The organism is Anoxybacillus sp. LAT27 (assembly GCF_022030075.1).
Lineage (GTDB): Bacteria > Bacillota > Bacilli > Bacillales > Anoxybacillaceae > Anoxybacillus > Anoxybacillus kestanbolensis.
This window is the reverse complement of record NZ_JAIWYK010000011.1, coordinates 1-15,107: the sequence shown is the minus strand read 5'-3', so window position 1 is coordinate 15,107 and position 15,107 is coordinate 1. Positions and strand designations below refer to the sequence as shown.

Below are 15,107 nucleotides of genomic sequence, written 5' to 3'. Positions count from 1 at the left end.
TATGTTTATCCATTTTCGTCTCTAGCGCCATCATCGTTGCGACAGCGAAAATATTGCGCGCTGTAAACAATACTCCTTTTGGTTTACCAGTCGTTCCAGATGTGTATAAAATCGTCGTTTCGTCCTCTTCGCTCAGCGGACAAACAATTGGGGAAGAATCGCCGCTAGCAATGAGCTGCGATAACGAACGCCAACCTTCTATTGCTTCCCCTGTTTTCACCCAAATGACGTCAACCTTATGAACAAGCGAGGCAAGTTCTTGATAAATCCAATCATGTGCGATGACCGCTTTTGCTTCGCTATGGTCCATAATATATTGCACTTCTTGGGCAGTTAGCCGCGCATTAATTGGTACGATGATGGCACCAAGGCGCAAGACAGCAAAATACGCATATACAAATTCTCTCACATTTGGCATATACAATACGACTTTATCGCCTCGTTTGATGCCGAGCGAAGCAAGCGAAGAAGCGAGCCGATTGACCGTATCATCTACTTCTCGATAAGACAGCGACACGGCACCATCCATGAGTGCTATTTTATTCGGAAACTTTCGCGCATTACGCGCTAACAACTCGGAAATGTTCATTTCGTTCCCTCCAGCTTTTGTAATCGTTCGCGAAAATCTGCCAAAATCGACTCCATTTCTTGTTTTAACTGCATTAAGTCTTCAATCCGCTCCGTCACCTCCTTTAACTTTTGTTCGCCGTATGCGATTGTTTTTTCCAGCTGTTTTCGGCCAGTGCGATCGTTGTCAAACAAGCTAATCATTTCGTGAATTTCTTCTAACGAAAAACCGAACCGTTTCCCGCGTAAAATAAGCTTTAACACCGCTCGGTCTTTTTTCGTATACAGCCGCTGGCCCGACTCGGTGCGAATCGGGGAAATGAGCCCACGTTCCTCATAATAGCGAATCGTTCGCGTGCTAATATCAAACTGCTCGGCCAGTTGGGAGATTGTATAGTAATTCATTGCTTCCACCTTTATTTTTAATTTTCTGAATTTTATTTTAGTTTACGTTTACGTAAAAGTCAATAAGAAAAGCAGCGCACACCACTAAGGCTGTTGCCAAACGGCAACAGCCTTGCTTATACATTCGAATGCTCCCATTGTTTCGCGAGTTCGATAAAGAAAGAAAGTGATTCTGGGTTTGCCATCGAGCCAACGTTCACTGCTTTTTCGAGCGGGAAGCCTAATAAAATTTTCCGAATTGGGATTTCCATTTTCTTTCCGTTTAACGTTTTTGGAATTTGTTCGACTTGATAAATGTCGTCTGGAATAAAGCGTGGCGATACGTGCGCTTTAATGGCATCTTTCACTCGTTGTTTTAATGCGTCATCTAGCTCTATCCCTGGCTGCAGAACGACAAATAGCGGCATAAACGATTTTCTTCCCATCACTTCTAAGTCAATGACTAAACTATCGAGAATGCCATCCACTGTTTCCACCGCCCGATAAATTTCGCTCGTGCCCATGCGCACGCCTGCGCGGTTAATCGTCGAATCCGAACGACCGTAAATGACGCAGCTTCCTTCAGCATCAATTTTAATCCAATCCCCATGTTTCCACACGCCTGGATACGTATCAAAATAGCTTTCGAGGTAGCGACGGTCGTTTTCGTCGTTCCAGAAAAAGAGCGGCATCGACGGCATTGGATCCGTGATGACTAATTCTCCCACTTCATTGATCAGCGAATGTCCATGTTCATCAAACGCCTGTACGTTTGCCCCGAGCGAACGGCATTGCAGCATGCCTGCACGAACCGGCAAAATGGGCGACCCACCGACAAACGCGGTGCATACATCCGTCCCGCCACTGCAGGAAACGAGCCAAACGTCTTTCATATGTTCATACACCCAAAGAAACCCTTCGGTCGTCAGTGGGGATCCTGTCGAGAGAACCGCTTGCAAGTGTGAAAAATCGTAAGTGTCTTTCGGACGAATGCCTTGTTTCATGCAGACGTTAATAAACGCTGCGCTTGTGCCAAAATGCGTAATTTTTGCTTTTTCGGCAAGCTCCCATAAGACGTTCGCATCTGGAAACGTTGGGCTCCCGTCATATAACACAACTGTTGCCCCAACTAACAGCCCGCCAATTAAAAAGTTCCACATCATCCAACCGGTCGTCGTGAACCAGAAAAATGTGCTATCGCGCGCAATATTGCATTCAATCGATAAAATTTTTAAATGCTCTAATAAAATACCGCCATGCCCTTGTACAATTGGCTTTGGCAATCCGGTCGTTCCAGAAGAATATAAAATCCAAAGCGGATGAGCAAACGGCACTTGTTCATACACCAGTTCACCTTCCTCTTTTAATATGTCCGTCCATAATAAAACGGAATCGTCCCACGCTTCCACATCGTCACGCAAATACGGAACGACAATCGTCTTTTTTAGCGACGGAAGTTTTTCTTGCAGTTCTTTCACAACTGGTACTTTATCAAACGTTTTCCCGTTATATTGACAACCATCTACCGCAAACAACACCGTCGGCTCAATTTGTTGGAAGCGGTCGATGACGCTGTTGGCGCCAAAATCGGGAGAACAACTAGACCAGATCGCGCCAATGCTCGCGCACGCCAAAAACGCAACGACGGTTTCCGGAATGTTTGGCATATAAGCAACGACGCGATCTCCTTGCTTGATCCCCAGTTTTTTCAGTGCCGAAGCGACGGCTGCCGTTTGTTGTTTTAACTCTTTCCACGTCACTTCACGCAGCAAAACGTGTTCGGAACGGAACAAAAGCGCTGGCTTCTCCTGCATGTTGCGAAAAATATGTTCCACATAGTTTAGCCGTGCCCCTGGAAACCAGTTTGCCCGTGGCATTTTTCGTTCTTCTAACACACCGGTATACGGTGCAGACGACTGAACGCTGCAATATTCCCACACCGTTTCCCAAAATTGCTCAAGATTCTCGACCGACCATTTCCATAACGCCGCATGCGAATCAAACGTAAGCCCTTTTTTTGCTTCTAGCCAATTCATATACTTTTTCACGCTTGATTGTTCGATTTGTTCTTTCGTTGGCGTCCATAAAATATCCCCATCCGTAATCGCTTTCATTTTCTAGCCCCCTTCTTCAAAAAAGAAAGAAAATTAAGAACATTTACATTATACTATATGATTATCCGAAAAATATACAAAAAGACGCATCGGCTTTGTTGGCCATGCGTCTTTTTTATCCAAATACAATTTCTTGACGTTCGTCGTCCCATTTCATTTCAACGTGTTTTTTCTCTTCATAAAATGTATACGTCTTTTTACCAAATTGTACAACTGTTCCTTCCCATGCGTGTTCAATATAGATCGTCTCCCCTTTTGGAACAGCTAATACAGTCTTAATCCCGAGCGAAGAGCCAACTTCTTTAATTTTCATCCCTTTTTGCGCATACGCTTCACCACCGCGTAACACTCCGTGAACAGTCAATGTGCCTCCAGCATAAATGTTACAATTGTAACACCCTTTTCCCGTTACAACGACATCTCCACTTCCGTGAATGACGCTATTTAAAGCGTAAGAAAGCTCAATTGCATCGTTTTCTTCGCGGTCGTATTGCCCGATAAACGTATTTAGTTCTCGAAGCAAATTCGCCATGCCTTCTAAACAATGAAAATGATTCGGACGATCAGCGAGCAAGCAACCATCCAACTGTGAGCCAATATCGAACCATTGTTCACCAATTTGTTCGCGCTTTTGCTCACACATCGTTTTATACTGTTTCATCGCTTCCATCGTCGTTTGAAACTTGCTTTCAAGCAATCTCTTCGTCAGCGGATAAATATCTTGTTCGCGAATTTTAGACATGACCATTAGTTGTTGAATCGCAACAATCATTCGCTCAAGTGAGTGGCGAATTTGTTGTAATAAACCGATCAGCTTGGTCACAATCATTTTGTTTTCTCCTGATGTCACCGTACCACTAATGACGTTTTGTTGAATAAAAATCGATTGTTGCGCACGAATTTTTGCGCGATTGACATTTTGTAAAATCATAATGCTACCGAGCGCTTCAACAACCATTTCGTCTTGGACGTTTCCTGTAATTTCAACATCGCCTTTAAAATGAATATTCCCGACTGATAAATCGACATCGCCTTGATGAACAAGCTTTGGAAGGATGGAGACGACAACCGTCTTTCCCTTTTTCGCAATTTGCGGTCGCCCGCCTGTTGTTGCTAAAATGCGGTTTCCATCCATCGTTACTCCCTTACCAAGTTTAATCATCACCGGATGTACTTCACGTACAGGTATCACGTCATTTGTGATGGTTAATCCTGGTTTACCTGGCAGCGGTGGATGAACAATCGCAATCAAGTCACCTTCACCAACGGTCGCAATCATTTCTATTTCACGATAATCAACGGTTCCGTCTTCACGAACTTTCGGTGTTCTTTTCCCCTCACCTACTTTTACTTCTACCCATCCGTCCTTTCCCTCTGTTGGCTCAATTCCTCTAGCAATTATAGCTGTTATTTTTTTCTCTGATTGCAATACTTCTCGAATCACTTCTTCTCTTATTCCATAAACAATCCCTAATTCTTGCAATTTTGCTATTACTTTCTCATATGATACGTCATAAATAAGTTCAGTTTCTATTTTTGCTTGTATATGTAATTTGTTAGATGGTGATTGATCTTCCAATATATATCGACGCCGTACCCCAGGGGCGAACGTTAATGTTGCTTCTAACTTTCTAGCATCTACATCAATTCTCCAAACGGATTGGGCGATGCTTTCTTCTTTTGGGTAAATACGAACGTCGTCGCCTTCTTGTAACGTGATGCTTCCTTCGACTTGTTGACCATTATGTAAACAGATGACACCTTCACCGATTACGATCGTTGGGCTTACGTCCAAACATTCGTAATACAACGTACCATCTTGAATCCATGCTTTTCCTTCAACTTGTTGAATCATTTGGTTTGCTTGCTGTTTCTTCGTTAGTCGAACAACGGCAGGTTGCGAGACGACTCCAAACAACTTTTTGCGCTCTTGTTGCACAACTTCGATGATTACTTCTTCGCGCGTTGCTTGAAGCTGTTTGAGCCCCTCTCCAATCGCTTCTTCCACCGTTTTTCCTTTTACTTCGATGCAATCCATTTTTCCCCCGCCTTTTTCCTTATCATTTACTGTTATTTTTATATTATAATAGTGAAAAGATAAAAGAAATAGTGAAAAAAGTCGGAACCCTTTATCATTTTAGAAAAAGGATGGTTGGGATGAGAAAACGATTGATGCTTAACGCAATGATCTCTACTAGTTTATTGCTTAGTGGTTGTGTACAACAAGAAGAAAAACATACTGCAGAACACGAAACAGGTGATATCCGGGAAGAAACAAACTCGATTCGTGATCTTCCATCATTTTTGTCTTCCTATAATGAATCGATGTCTCATTTATATGAACAGGCTGCAACACATCAAAAGTTGTTAGAAAACATACCTTGTTATTGTGGTTGCGGTGAATCAGTCGGTCATGAGAACAATTATGATTGTTTTGTACATGAAAATAAAAGCAACGGTGCAATCATTTGGGACGATCACGCAACAAAATGCGGAGTTTGTTTAGAGATCGCCGCTATTTCTATTGAACAATATGAAAAAGGAATGTCGATCAAAGATATTCGTCACCTTATTGATGAAACATATAAAGAAGGCTATGCGAAGCCGACACCGACAAAGCCGATGTAAAAACCGAGCTGTTTGCTCGGTTTTTCATTTTTTCGTTAATTGCCATGCCCGTTTGAGATCTTTCCATGAAGACGCTTGATTGTACATGAGCACGCCACCGCGATATATTTTTGAACCAAACACAAATAAAAAAGCGATTGTCCCAATGAGCAAAGCAATGCTAAGAGCGATTTCCCAAACTGGAACGTTTAGCATTCCGATTCGTAAAAACATAATCATTGGAGCAAAAAATGGAACAAACGACATTGTTGCAATAAACGGAGATTCCGGTGCATTCAAGCCAAACATCGCCATAATAAACGCAGCGACAACTAACATTGTGACAGGTCCAGCCATTTGTTGCACTTCTTCTACTCGACTGACAATCGAGCCAAGTACCGCAAATAACATTGCGTACAACAAATAACCGAGCAAGAAAAAGATAATGCCGTACGTAATTAAAGAAAGTGGGAGTTCATTCATACCAAGCAACTGACGCAATATATCGCTTTGTTTCATCGAGACATAGCCAACTGAAAAAATAAACATAAACTGCGTCAAACTTAACAAAGCAACTCCTAAAATTTTTCCGAACAATTGTTGAACAGGTGAGATACTTGAAATTAAAATTTCCATAATACGCGATGATTTTTCCGTTGCTACTTCCATCATAATCATACTTCCGTACATTAACACGAACATATACATCGCAAACAATAGCACATATACGATCGCTCTTGCTTGATTTAATTGTTCTTCTGTTTTTGCATGTTCTTCAAGCGCTACCTTTTCTATGGCAATTGGAGCATATAATGCGTTTATTTGTTCATACGTTAATCCAATTTGTTTTGCCATCATCGCAATTTTAACTTGTTGCAACGCTTGCTCAATGCCATGAATGACATCACTATCTGCAATATTTTTTGCATAATATGTCACTTTCGGCTGACCGTTTTGTACATCAAGTACAATATACGCATACCACTTTTCTGTTTGGACAAGTTCTTTTGCCTGTTCCTCACTTTTATCATGGCGAACAAGTTTTATTTCTTTATTCGATTGCAATTGCGATTGCAATGCTTCGTACCACCCATTTGTTTCATCAATAACACCAATTGTTTTTTGACCATTATCGCTAAACGCTTCAATGATACGATCTAACTGACTAATACCAAATACAATAAAAGCAGTAATGATCGTTGAAATGAAAAAAGACTTTGATTTTAATTTCGTTACGTACGTGTGAAGAAAAACGATCCAAAACTTATTGTTCATACGCTGCACCTACTTTCTCGATAAAAATGTCATTGAGCGATGGTTCTTCTAGCGAAAACGTACGAATAAATCCTTTTGCATAAATATGTTCAAGAATGCGCTGGGATACACTTTCATCTGCTATTTGTAAGCGAACTCCTTCAACCGTTTTCTCCATTTTTAATACGCCAGGAACGTTTGTTAATGTTTCAAACGGAAGCTCTCCGTGAATAATGACATTTTTCTTGCCGAAAGATTGCTTAATTTCTTTAATTGATCCATGAACAATAGGTCTTCCTTTATGCATAATGCATATATGTTCACATAATTGTTCAACATGTTCCATCCGATGACTTGAGAAGACAATCGTTGTTCCTTGTTGTTGTAAATCTATTACTGCCTTTTTCAACATTTCGACATTTACCGGATCTAGTCCGCTGAATGGTTCATCTAAAATCAGCAATTGCGGACGATGTAACACCGCAGCGATAAATTGAATTTTTTGTTGATTACCTTTCGATAACTGTTCTACTTTTTGATTTTCATATTGTGGGATTTTAAAACGCTCCAGCCAATTGCGCATTTCTTTCACAATTTCTTCTTTATGTAATCCTCGCAATCTTCCTAAATAAATGAGTTGTTCTTTTACTTTTAACTTTGGATACAATCCTCTTTCTTCCGGCAAATATCCGATGAGATGACTATGTTTATACGTAATATGCTCACCGTTCCATGTAATCTCCCCTTTCGTTGGCTCAAGCAATCCTAAGATCATTCGAAATGTTGTCGTTTTTCCTGCTCCGTTCGCCCCCAGAAATCCAAATATACCCTTTTCCGGAATAGACAACGTCACATCATCTACTGCTGTAAACGAGCCAAACTGTTTTGTTACATGTTGCAACACTAATCCCATGTTTTCCACTCCTTTCTCTTTTATTACATTATAACGTATGATGTTAGGTAAAAGTTTCATCTATTTACTTTTTATGATCGGAAAATGATGAGAAACATACTTCTTTCTTGTCCGTCATTCATTTATAATGAAAAATAAAAGGGGGGTGAATCAAAGTGGACAGGGAAACAATTGTAAAAGAAATTGTGAAAGCGCTCGAACTATTCTCAAACAAAATTCATTACGAAATGAAGGAAATGAACAATCAGCTCCGGACGGAAATGCAAGAGATGGGCAACCAGCTTCGTTCGGAAATGCAAGAAATGGGACAACAGCTTCGTTCAGAAATGCAAGAAATGGGGCAACAGCTTCGCTCGGAAATTCGAGGTGTAGAAAGCAAATTAGAAACGAGAATTGACGCTCTTAAACAAGAAATGGACAAACAGTTCGAGCAGCTAAACGAAAAAGTTGATCTACTACGCGATGAATTAACCGACACGCAAGAAACCGTTGATCTGCTTTCTTCCAAAACACTCCAACATGAGCGAAAACTTCGTCTTTTATCCAAACAATCGTAAAATCCATTGACATCTTCGCTTTTTTGTTTCATAATTCTAAAAAATATAATAAGTGAAAAAGGCACGGGACGAGTAAACCGATGGAACGTGCAAGAGAGTGGAACCCATAGGCTGGAAGGTTCCTCACGGGAAGTCGGTTGAACCTACCCTACACGGCCGCTTATGCAAACATAAGCCGTTTCCCTACGTTACAGGGCAAGAGGTGGGCGCGCTTGGCGCCAAAAAAGGTGGTACCGCGGAAACGACGCTTTTCCGTCCTTTTCTATAAGGACGGAGGAGCGTTTTTTTATTTTGTAGTAAAGGAGTGAAATAGTGAAAAAAAAACGAATCGTTATAAAAATTGGCAGTAGCTCATTAACAGAAACAAACGGCACACTCTCGGAGCAAAAGCTTCGTGAACATGTCGAAGCACTGGCGTATATGAAACAACTTGGACACGATGTCATTCTCATTTCTTCCGGAGCGGTCGCCGCTGGGTTTGGATTGCTCGGGTATCGCTCGCGACCAAAAACAATCGCAGGAAAACGAGCAGCTGCCGCAGTCGGGCAAGGGGTGCTCATGCAAAGCTACATTTCTGCTTTTCGTTCGTTTGGTATCGTTACCGGGCAATTGTTGTTAACACGCGCAGATTTTTACGATCGCGAGCGATTTCGCAATTTGTTTGCGACGATTTCAACGCTGCTTGACCGCGGAGTGCTTCCGATTATTAATGAAAACGACTCTGTCTCTGTTGAAGAGTTAACGTTTGGCGATAACGATTTATTGTCCGCCTTGGTGAGCGGTTTTTTGCATGCCGATGCCTTAATCATTTTAACGGATATTAACGGGCTGTATGACCAACACCCGAGCCATCTGGAGGCGAAGAAATATCATTTTCTTTCGGAAATTACTGACGAACTGATGGAACAAGCAGGCGGAAGTGGCTCAGCAGTCGGAACAGGGGGTATGAAATCTAAGCTACTTGCCGCGCAAAAGGCGCTTTCCTTCGGCGTCAGCGTCTTTATCGGTACAGGAAAAGGAAAAGAAAAGTTGAAACATATTTTAGAAGGAAAAGGCGATGGGACGTATATCGGCTCCCCATTTCAAGAACATATGCAAATGCGCAAACAATGGATCGCATACCATTCCGAAGTCACCGGAGCAATCGAAATCGATGAAGGAGCAGAAACAGCCATTTTGCATAAAGGAAAAAGTTTATTACCTGCTGGTGTGACGAATGTATTCGGTTCGTTTCAAGCGCTAGATGTCGTCAATGTCGTCAATCAAAAAGGCGATGTGATCGCTAGAGGGCAAGTATATTATGCGGCAAGCGATTTAGCGAAGGTAAAAGGGCTTTCAAGTGAAAAAGCAAAACGATACTCTTTCCATCATCGTCCAGAAGTCATTCATCGCGACAACTTAGTATGTTTAAAAAGGATATCTGTTTGTTGAAAACGAAAGGAGCGAAAAGGAATGAGCGAACTAATCGCCAAAGCGAAAAAATTAAAGCAAGCTGCCAAGCAATTAGGGATAGTGTCAACAGAAGAAAAAAATGAGGCGCTTTCGATGATCGCAGAAGCGTTAATTGCGCAAATGCCATATCTTTTACACGAAAATGAAAAAGATATGGCGAACGGGAAAGAAAACGGTCTCTCCCCTTCCCTACTTGATCGTTTGCAATTAACAGAAGAACGCATCAAGCAAATCGCCAATGGCGTCCAACAAGTCATCGACCTACCAGATCCGATTGGCGAAACGATCGAACAATGGACGCGACCAAATGGGCTATTCTTAAAACAAATTCGTGTGCCGCTTGGCGTCGTCGGCATGGTGTATGAAGCACGACCAAATGTCACCGTCGATGCGGCTAGCCTTTGCTTAAAAACAGGAAATGCTGTCTTGTTGCGCGGCAGTTCTTCCGCCATTTACTCAAACAAAGCGCTCGTTTCGGTCATGCAAGAGGCGCTAAAACGGTCGTCGGTTCCAATCGATGCCATTCAACTATTGGAAGATACGAGTCGCGAAACGGCACAACATATGTTTCGTTTAAAGGAATATGTAGACGTACTCATCCCGCGCGGCGGCGCTGGCCTTATTCAATCGGTCGTCGAAAACGCCACGATTCCTGTGTTAGAAACAGGTGTCGGCAATTGCCATATTTTCATTGACGACTCTGCCGAAAAAGAAATGGCGATCGATATTGTCATAAACGCTAAACTGCAGCGCCCGTCCGTTTGCAATGCAGTTGAAACGGTCATCGTTCACCACCAATGGCCATATATAAGTGCGTTGCTTGAAACGCTGCATGAAAAAGGGATCGAATTGCGTGCCGACAAACAGCTTGCGGCTACATATCCGTTCGTTCGTGAAGCGACAGAAGCCGACTGGGCAACCGAATTTTTAGCCCCGATTTTAGCAGTGAAGCTTGTTGAAACAGTCGATGAAGCAATAGAGCATATTGAGCGCTACGGCACAAAACATTCCGAAGCAATTATTTCTGAATGTAGGGAACACGTGGAGCAATTTTTTGCTCGCGTCGATGCCGCTGTATTGTATCATAACGCCTCTACCCGCTTCACCGATGGCGAACAGTTCGGATACGGCGCGGAAATCGGCATTAGCACGCAAAAACTGCACGCCCGCGGTCCAATGGGCTTACGCGCCATCACGACAACAAAAACGCTCGTGTACGGGAACGGGCAAGTGCGGACATAAAAACCAGCCTCTATGTGGGGCTGGTTTTCTCACCCCTTACCGAATCGCTTCTAATACTTCCGCAAACCGCTTGCGCTCTCCATCCCATTTCGCTTCTTCTAATCGTAAGGAAATCGGAATATCGCAATGGATAGTCGCAAGTTTTCGCGACAAATGAAGCAAGTCGAGATGTTCGGTTATTTTTTGTTGCTGTGCGTTTGTTAAGTTCGCTAAGTTTTCCAAGATTCCTTCAATCGAACCGTACTGTTGAATGAGTTTAAACGCTTGTTTTTCGCCGATGCCGCGCACGCCTGGGTAATTGTCGCTCGGATCCCCCATAAGCGCCTTCACATCGATGAGTTGATGTGGCTGAATCCCTTTTTCTTCAATAAAGCGTTCGAGCGTATACGCCTCGTAGTTGCCGATGCCTTTTGCCAACAAATAGACAGTGACACGTTCCGAAAGAAGCTGAAATAAATCCCGGTCTCCTGTCATAATAGAAATTTGCATATGTTCGCGATATTGCTTTACAAGCGAGCCGATGCAATCGTCCGCCTCCGCACCGAGCACGCCGATATTCGGAATACCTAGCATCGCAACCGCTTCTTTCGCCAAATCAAACTGCGGAATTAATTCATGCGGCGGCTCGCCTCGATTCGCTTTATAGTCCGGAAACCATTCCGTGCGAAACGTCGTACTTCCCATATCCCAACAACAAACGATATGCGTTGGTTGAAGTACATTTGTCGCCGCTTCGATTTGTTTCACTACCCCATATACCGCATTCGTCGGCACCCCACGGCTATTCATCATCCATCTCGGCGCTGTCGCATAAAACGATCGAAACAATAACGCCATCCCGTCGATTAATAACAAATGTTCTCGTTCCATCACTCGTTGTCCTTTCTATGTATCGATGCAACAAGTATAACAAAAAACCACCCCATATGGGATGGTGGAAACGTTCAAACATATTTTGTGCAACGTATCATTTATTGCAGACGTCTTTTTAAAAAACGAACTAGCTTCATAATCGACCATACAATAGCAAATACGACAACGTAAATAATAAAAAAAATAACAATACCTTTTAAAAAAAGAAGTAAAATGCCTTTCCAACCTTCTTTAGACCAACTCATATACAAAAGACACATAAGAAATGCAAAAAAAGCAATGTAACTTTTTTCATGCTATTTCCTCTTTCACACTCTGAAGTCATAAGTAGATAAAACATCGTTAACTTTCGACAGGTGACAGGCACAACGACAAGCCTATCAATTTCTGCGACCGAACGAGCAGTTTTTTCACTTGAAGGATCAGATTCTATCGATTAAGCAATATAATCTCCTTAGCCTCAACGTCTCTGCTTTCTTTACTTTGACTCATAGTCTGAGGAGTGGCAAGAATGACTTTCACAGTTACTTCTTCCGTAAAGTCGTCAACACTTAATTTGTTGCCATCTTCATCACTGAATTTTGTTTGATCTGTGATTCGGACTGTACAAGGATAGCTTATATCCTCTACGTTATTTTTCCTTTTCTTTACTTCATGGGAACAGTCCACAACAAAATAATTTTCTCCAATACTATAAAGCGTCCCTTCAAAAGACTTTGTTCCTGTGCAACCAGTCAAGAGTAAACTAACCAAGACGAAAACAACAGTTCTAATCATTCGAATTGCATTCCTTTGTATGAAAAATAATTTTTTATAAGATTACATTTATCGAAAAAGACAACACAACGCAAAACTAAACTTCTTTCTATTCCCTTTTTATGAGCAGGAGGCTTTTAAAAATGCTCCTAAGGGAAGTAAAGATTACTCATGAACGTTTTATTTGGTAATACGTTATTTCTCTAAATTATCCCTATGTTAACAAAGATAATACACAAAAACATTCACCACGTTCTAGGAGATAACCCCCAATAATCTACTATACTTTGTACATGAGTATACATTTTCCACCCATTAGAGCCTACGCCTTCATGTACACCTCTAATCTGGCTACCATAATATGTAGGCGAACCACTGTCACCGTTAGTAGAATTATAATCAGCAGCAGTCATATTATTGTGTTCTCTTGCTGAATAATTTGTACTTTTTACAACCCCACATGCATTGCCAGTATATGAACCATTCATACATACGTATTGTCCTACATATTCATATGATTCTCTTTGCCAACTGGTAAAGTTAGGCTGTCCATAATTATAATTGCTAGCATAGGAAAGTTGACCTAATGAAATCAGCATTGCATCCAGTTCACCACTATTTACGAGCCTGTAGGCATATCCAAAGTATGAACCGCCTTGACTAAATCTATCACTACTTCTCCCGCAATGACCAGCTGTGACATAGTAAACCCAATTTCCATAAGAAGCTGAAAATCCGCCCGTACATCCCCAACCTGTGTCAATATTGCTAATCCTTAATCCACCTTCTAATGGCCGTGTATAAGCAGTTCTAGACTCTTCGTACCCACCATCAGATTCAATTACTTCAATATCTGAACCGAATATATTTACAAGTGAATCCCTAGCAGTGCTGTCAAATGGATAAATACCGATAATAACCTTATTCCTTTGAATATCAGAATATATAGTAGTAACATTTATGCCTTGTTCTTTTAATTCACGCTTCTTCGAGAGTACTGTCGAATGTATTTCATCAAGCTGCTTTTCTGATCTTTGTACTTGTTTAAATTTTATTTTTGAATCATTATTAAAAATTTTCCTAATGTCATTTATCTCTTTATTCATTTGTTTTAAATTTTTAGAAAAACTAATTGTTACCACACCTTTTTTCGATTGATCGACGTACAGTCCCCCAAAATCACTTGAACTAATATTGTTTCTAATATATTCTAAAATCAATGGTATTTTTTCCTCTTGATGTTTTATTCTATTTTCTATTTCCTCTAATTCGTCCTCAGTTAGCCAAACTCCGTGTTTTTCGTATGACTGTGTTACTTTCTTTGATGTTATTAAATTACTCACATAAACAGGATCATAATTTAAACCCATTTTCTTTCTATATTCTATATTTCTTTTTAATTCGGAATCATTAGCTATATCATTTTCCGCGTTTATAGACCGTGGTGATAAAATCAATATGGGAAGTAAAATGATGAATAGGATCACAGTGTTTTTTAATGAGATATTCATTAAGGACACTTCCCTTCTGATATTGGTATTGTCAAAAGTTTTAAAGACGTCCCCTGATTTTTTGTTGATTTTACGCTGTCCTGGATAAAAAAGCTTGTCACTCTTGTTGTCTACGGTATGATTGAGGTAACGACACACACAACCACCCAAACATTGGAGTGACAAGATTGTTACCTCAATTATTAATCAAACTTCATCTTTTACAACAAAAAGACGAAGAACCGCGGACATTCTCTGCCTGTATCAATCGAACCTTTTTCCTGACAACAAACCATTTCGACAGGTGACAGACACAACAACAATCCCCCCTTTTTTTGTAAATGAAATTCAATAAAAATTTCCGATTTTTCGTTTCCTCTGTTCTCTCTATACAAGTCGACTATAAATACAACACAGCAAGTGATCGACAGGATGTAAAGCAAAAATGGCAACTTGCGTAACTATTCACCCCGATAGTAGTATGTAAAAAAGCGCAACACAAATAGGGCATCTCCGTGATAGAAAATGCCCTAAGTGATAGAAAGAACACGATCGAGCGTGTCGCCCGTCAACAGAAGACATAACGAGTCCCACACGTTTTTTTCGTGTTTCGCGAGTGTGGAAACGATGCTTCTTGTGATACAAAAAGACTGGGCGAATGTTTCTTCGCGAAACGTACCCGAAATGTTCTCTTTCACTTTGACCATGCGAAGATCGCGTTCGGCTTGGTTGTTGTCAAAGGGAACGTGAGCTTCACGTAAGAAACGCAGCGCTTCTTCCTTTCGTTTTTGAAGGTGTCGAACAAAAGCGAGTGCTTTTTTCGGAAGAGGCGTCATCGCTTCCAATCGGTGTTGTGCTCTCGCCAGGATACGGTCCCCACCGTCTCGCTTCTTCTTCG

The 15,107-nt window shown here is 41.4% G+C and carries 13 protein-coding genes and 1 pseudogene; 4 read left to right on the top strand and 10 right to left on the bottom strand.

Annotation, left to right across the window (positions count from 1 at the left end):
- From LD028_RS01185 to LD028_RS01170, 4 genes are all read right to left on the bottom strand, one after another.
- Positions 1 to 589, bottom strand: a 589-nt coding sequence (locus tag LD028_RS01185; protein WP_237810644.1) for an AMP-binding protein, incomplete at its 3' end; no start/stop codon positions are given.
- Positions 586 to 972, bottom strand: coding sequence for a MerR family transcriptional regulator (locus LD028_RS01180; protein ID WP_237810643.1), 387 nt, complete (start codon positions 970 to 972; stop codon positions 586 to 588). The genes LD028_RS01180 and LD028_RS01185, both read right to left, overlap by 4 nt.
- Positions 973 to 1,088: 116 nt before the next feature.
- Positions 1,089 to 3,065 carry an acetoacetate--CoA ligase gene (locus tag LD028_RS01175; protein ID WP_237810641.1) on the bottom strand — a complete coding sequence of 659 codons (1,977 nt, stop codon included), beginning with the start codon at positions 3,063 to 3,065 and terminating at the stop codon, positions 1,089 to 1,091.
- Between the two features lie 115 nt (positions 3,066 to 3,180).
- The gene (locus LD028_RS01170) at positions 3,181 to 5,103 is read right to left on the bottom strand and encodes a FapA family protein (RefSeq protein WP_237810639.1); all 1,923 of its coding nucleotides are present in this window, start codon (positions 5,101 to 5,103) and stop codon (positions 3,181 to 3,183) included.
- 119 nt (positions 5,104 to 5,222) lie between these two features.
- Between LD028_RS01170 and LD028_RS01165 the strand changes: the two genes are divergently transcribed.
- Positions 5,223 to 5,693, top strand: a complete 471-nt coding sequence (locus LD028_RS01165) for a PCYCGC domain-containing protein (protein WP_237810637.1) — start codon at positions 5,223 to 5,225, stop codon at positions 5,691 to 5,693.
- Positions 5,694 to 5,717: 24 nt separating this feature from the next.
- On the opposite strand, the gene LD028_RS01160 is transcribed toward LD028_RS01165, so the two are convergent.
- Positions 5,718 to 6,947 (bottom strand): ABC transporter permease, encoded by a 1,230-nt coding sequence (locus LD028_RS01160; RefSeq protein ID WP_237810635.1) that lies wholly within the window; start codon positions 6,945 to 6,947, stop codon positions 5,718 to 5,720.
- Positions 6,937 to 7,839, bottom strand: a complete 903-nt coding sequence (locus LD028_RS01155; protein ID WP_237810633.1) for an ABC transporter ATP-binding protein — start codon at positions 7,837 to 7,839, stop codon at positions 6,937 to 6,939. The genes LD028_RS01160 and LD028_RS01155 overlap by 11 nt, the downstream gene beginning before the upstream one ends.
- A 155-nt stretch (positions 7,840 to 7,994) precedes the next feature.
- Here LD028_RS01155 and LD028_RS01150 point away from each other — a divergent pair, with 155 nt between their 5' ends.
- From LD028_RS01150 to LD028_RS01140, 3 genes are all read left to right on the top strand, one after another.
- Positions 7,995 to 8,396: an apolipoprotein A1/A4/E family protein gene (locus LD028_RS01150; protein ID WP_237810632.1), complete on the top strand. Its 402-nt coding sequence runs from the start codon at positions 7,995 to 7,997 to the stop codon at positions 8,394 to 8,396.
- 312 nt (positions 8,397 to 8,708) lie between these two features.
- Entirely contained in the window at positions 8,709 to 9,827 is a 1,119-nt protein-coding gene (gene proB, locus LD028_RS01145; RefSeq protein ID WP_237810631.1) for a glutamate 5-kinase, read from the top strand.
- Between the two features lie 21 nt (positions 9,828 to 9,848).
- Positions 9,849 to 11,090 (top strand): glutamate-5-semialdehyde dehydrogenase, encoded by a 1,242-nt coding sequence (locus LD028_RS01140; protein ID WP_237810630.1) that lies wholly within the window; start codon positions 9,849 to 9,851, stop codon positions 11,088 to 11,090.
- 36 nt (positions 11,091 to 11,126) lie between these two features.
- Here the strand turns inward: LD028_RS01140 and LD028_RS01135 are convergent, their stop codons facing one another.
- The 4 genes and pseudogenes from LD028_RS01135 to LD028_RS01120 all read right to left on the bottom strand — a co-directional run.
- Complete coding sequence (locus LD028_RS01135) at positions 11,127 to 11,960, bottom strand: 5'-3' exonuclease (RefSeq protein ID WP_237810645.1); 834 nt, start codon at positions 11,958 to 11,960, stop codon at positions 11,127 to 11,129.
- Between the two features lie 432 nt (positions 11,961 to 12,392).
- A complete protein-coding gene (locus LD028_RS01130) occupies positions 12,393 to 12,740 on the bottom strand; it encodes a hypothetical protein (RefSeq protein ID WP_237810629.1) in 348 nt (115 codons plus the stop codon).
- Between the two features lie 224 nt (positions 12,741 to 12,964).
- Positions 12,965 to 14,230 (bottom strand): hypothetical protein, encoded by a 1,266-nt coding sequence (locus tag LD028_RS01125; protein ID WP_237810628.1) that lies wholly within the window; start codon positions 14,228 to 14,230, stop codon positions 12,965 to 12,967.
- A 509-nt stretch (positions 14,231 to 14,739) separates the two neighbouring features.
- Positions 14,740 to 15,107, bottom strand: a pseudogene (locus LD028_RS01120) (IS66 family transposase); the annotation flags it as partial.

What these genes read in the sequence shown, in the direction of transcription:
- LD028_RS01180 (WP_237810643.1), bottom strand. Translation starts at nt 972, where the DNA reads ATGAATTACTATACAATCTCCCAACTGGCCGAGCAGTTTGATATTAGC.
- LD028_RS01175 (WP_237810641.1), bottom strand. Translation starts at nt 3,065, where the DNA reads ATGAAAGCGATTACGGATGGGGATATTTTATGGACGCCAACGAAAGAA.
- LD028_RS01170 (WP_237810639.1), bottom strand. Translation starts at nt 5,103, where the DNA reads ATGGATTGCATCGAAGTAAAAGGAAAAACGGTGGAAGAAGCGATTGGA.
- LD028_RS01165 (WP_237810637.1), top strand. Translation starts at nt 5,223, where the DNA reads ATGAGAAAACGATTGATGCTTAACGCAATGATCTCTACTAGTTTATTG.
- LD028_RS01160 (WP_237810635.1), bottom strand. Translation starts at nt 6,947, where the DNA reads ATGAACAATAAGTTTTGGATCGTTTTTCTTCACACGTACGTAACGAAA.
- LD028_RS01155 (WP_237810633.1), bottom strand. Translation starts at nt 7,839, where the DNA reads ATGGGATTAGTGTTGCAACATGTAACAAAACAGTTTGGCTCGTTTACA.
- LD028_RS01140 (WP_237810630.1), top strand. Translation starts at nt 9,849, where the DNA reads ATGAGCGAACTAATCGCCAAAGCGAAAAAATTAAAGCAAGCTGCCAAG.
- LD028_RS01135 (WP_237810645.1), bottom strand. Translation starts at nt 11,960, where the DNA reads ATGGAACGAGAACATTTGTTATTAATCGACGGGATGGCGTTATTGTTT.
- LD028_RS01130 (WP_237810629.1), bottom strand. Translation starts at nt 12,740, where the DNA reads ATGATTAGAACTGTTGTTTTCGTCTTGGTTAGTTTACTCTTGACTGGT.
- LD028_RS01125 (WP_237810628.1), bottom strand. Translation starts at nt 14,230, where the DNA reads ATGAATATCTCATTAAAAAACACTGTGATCCTATTCATCATTTTACTT.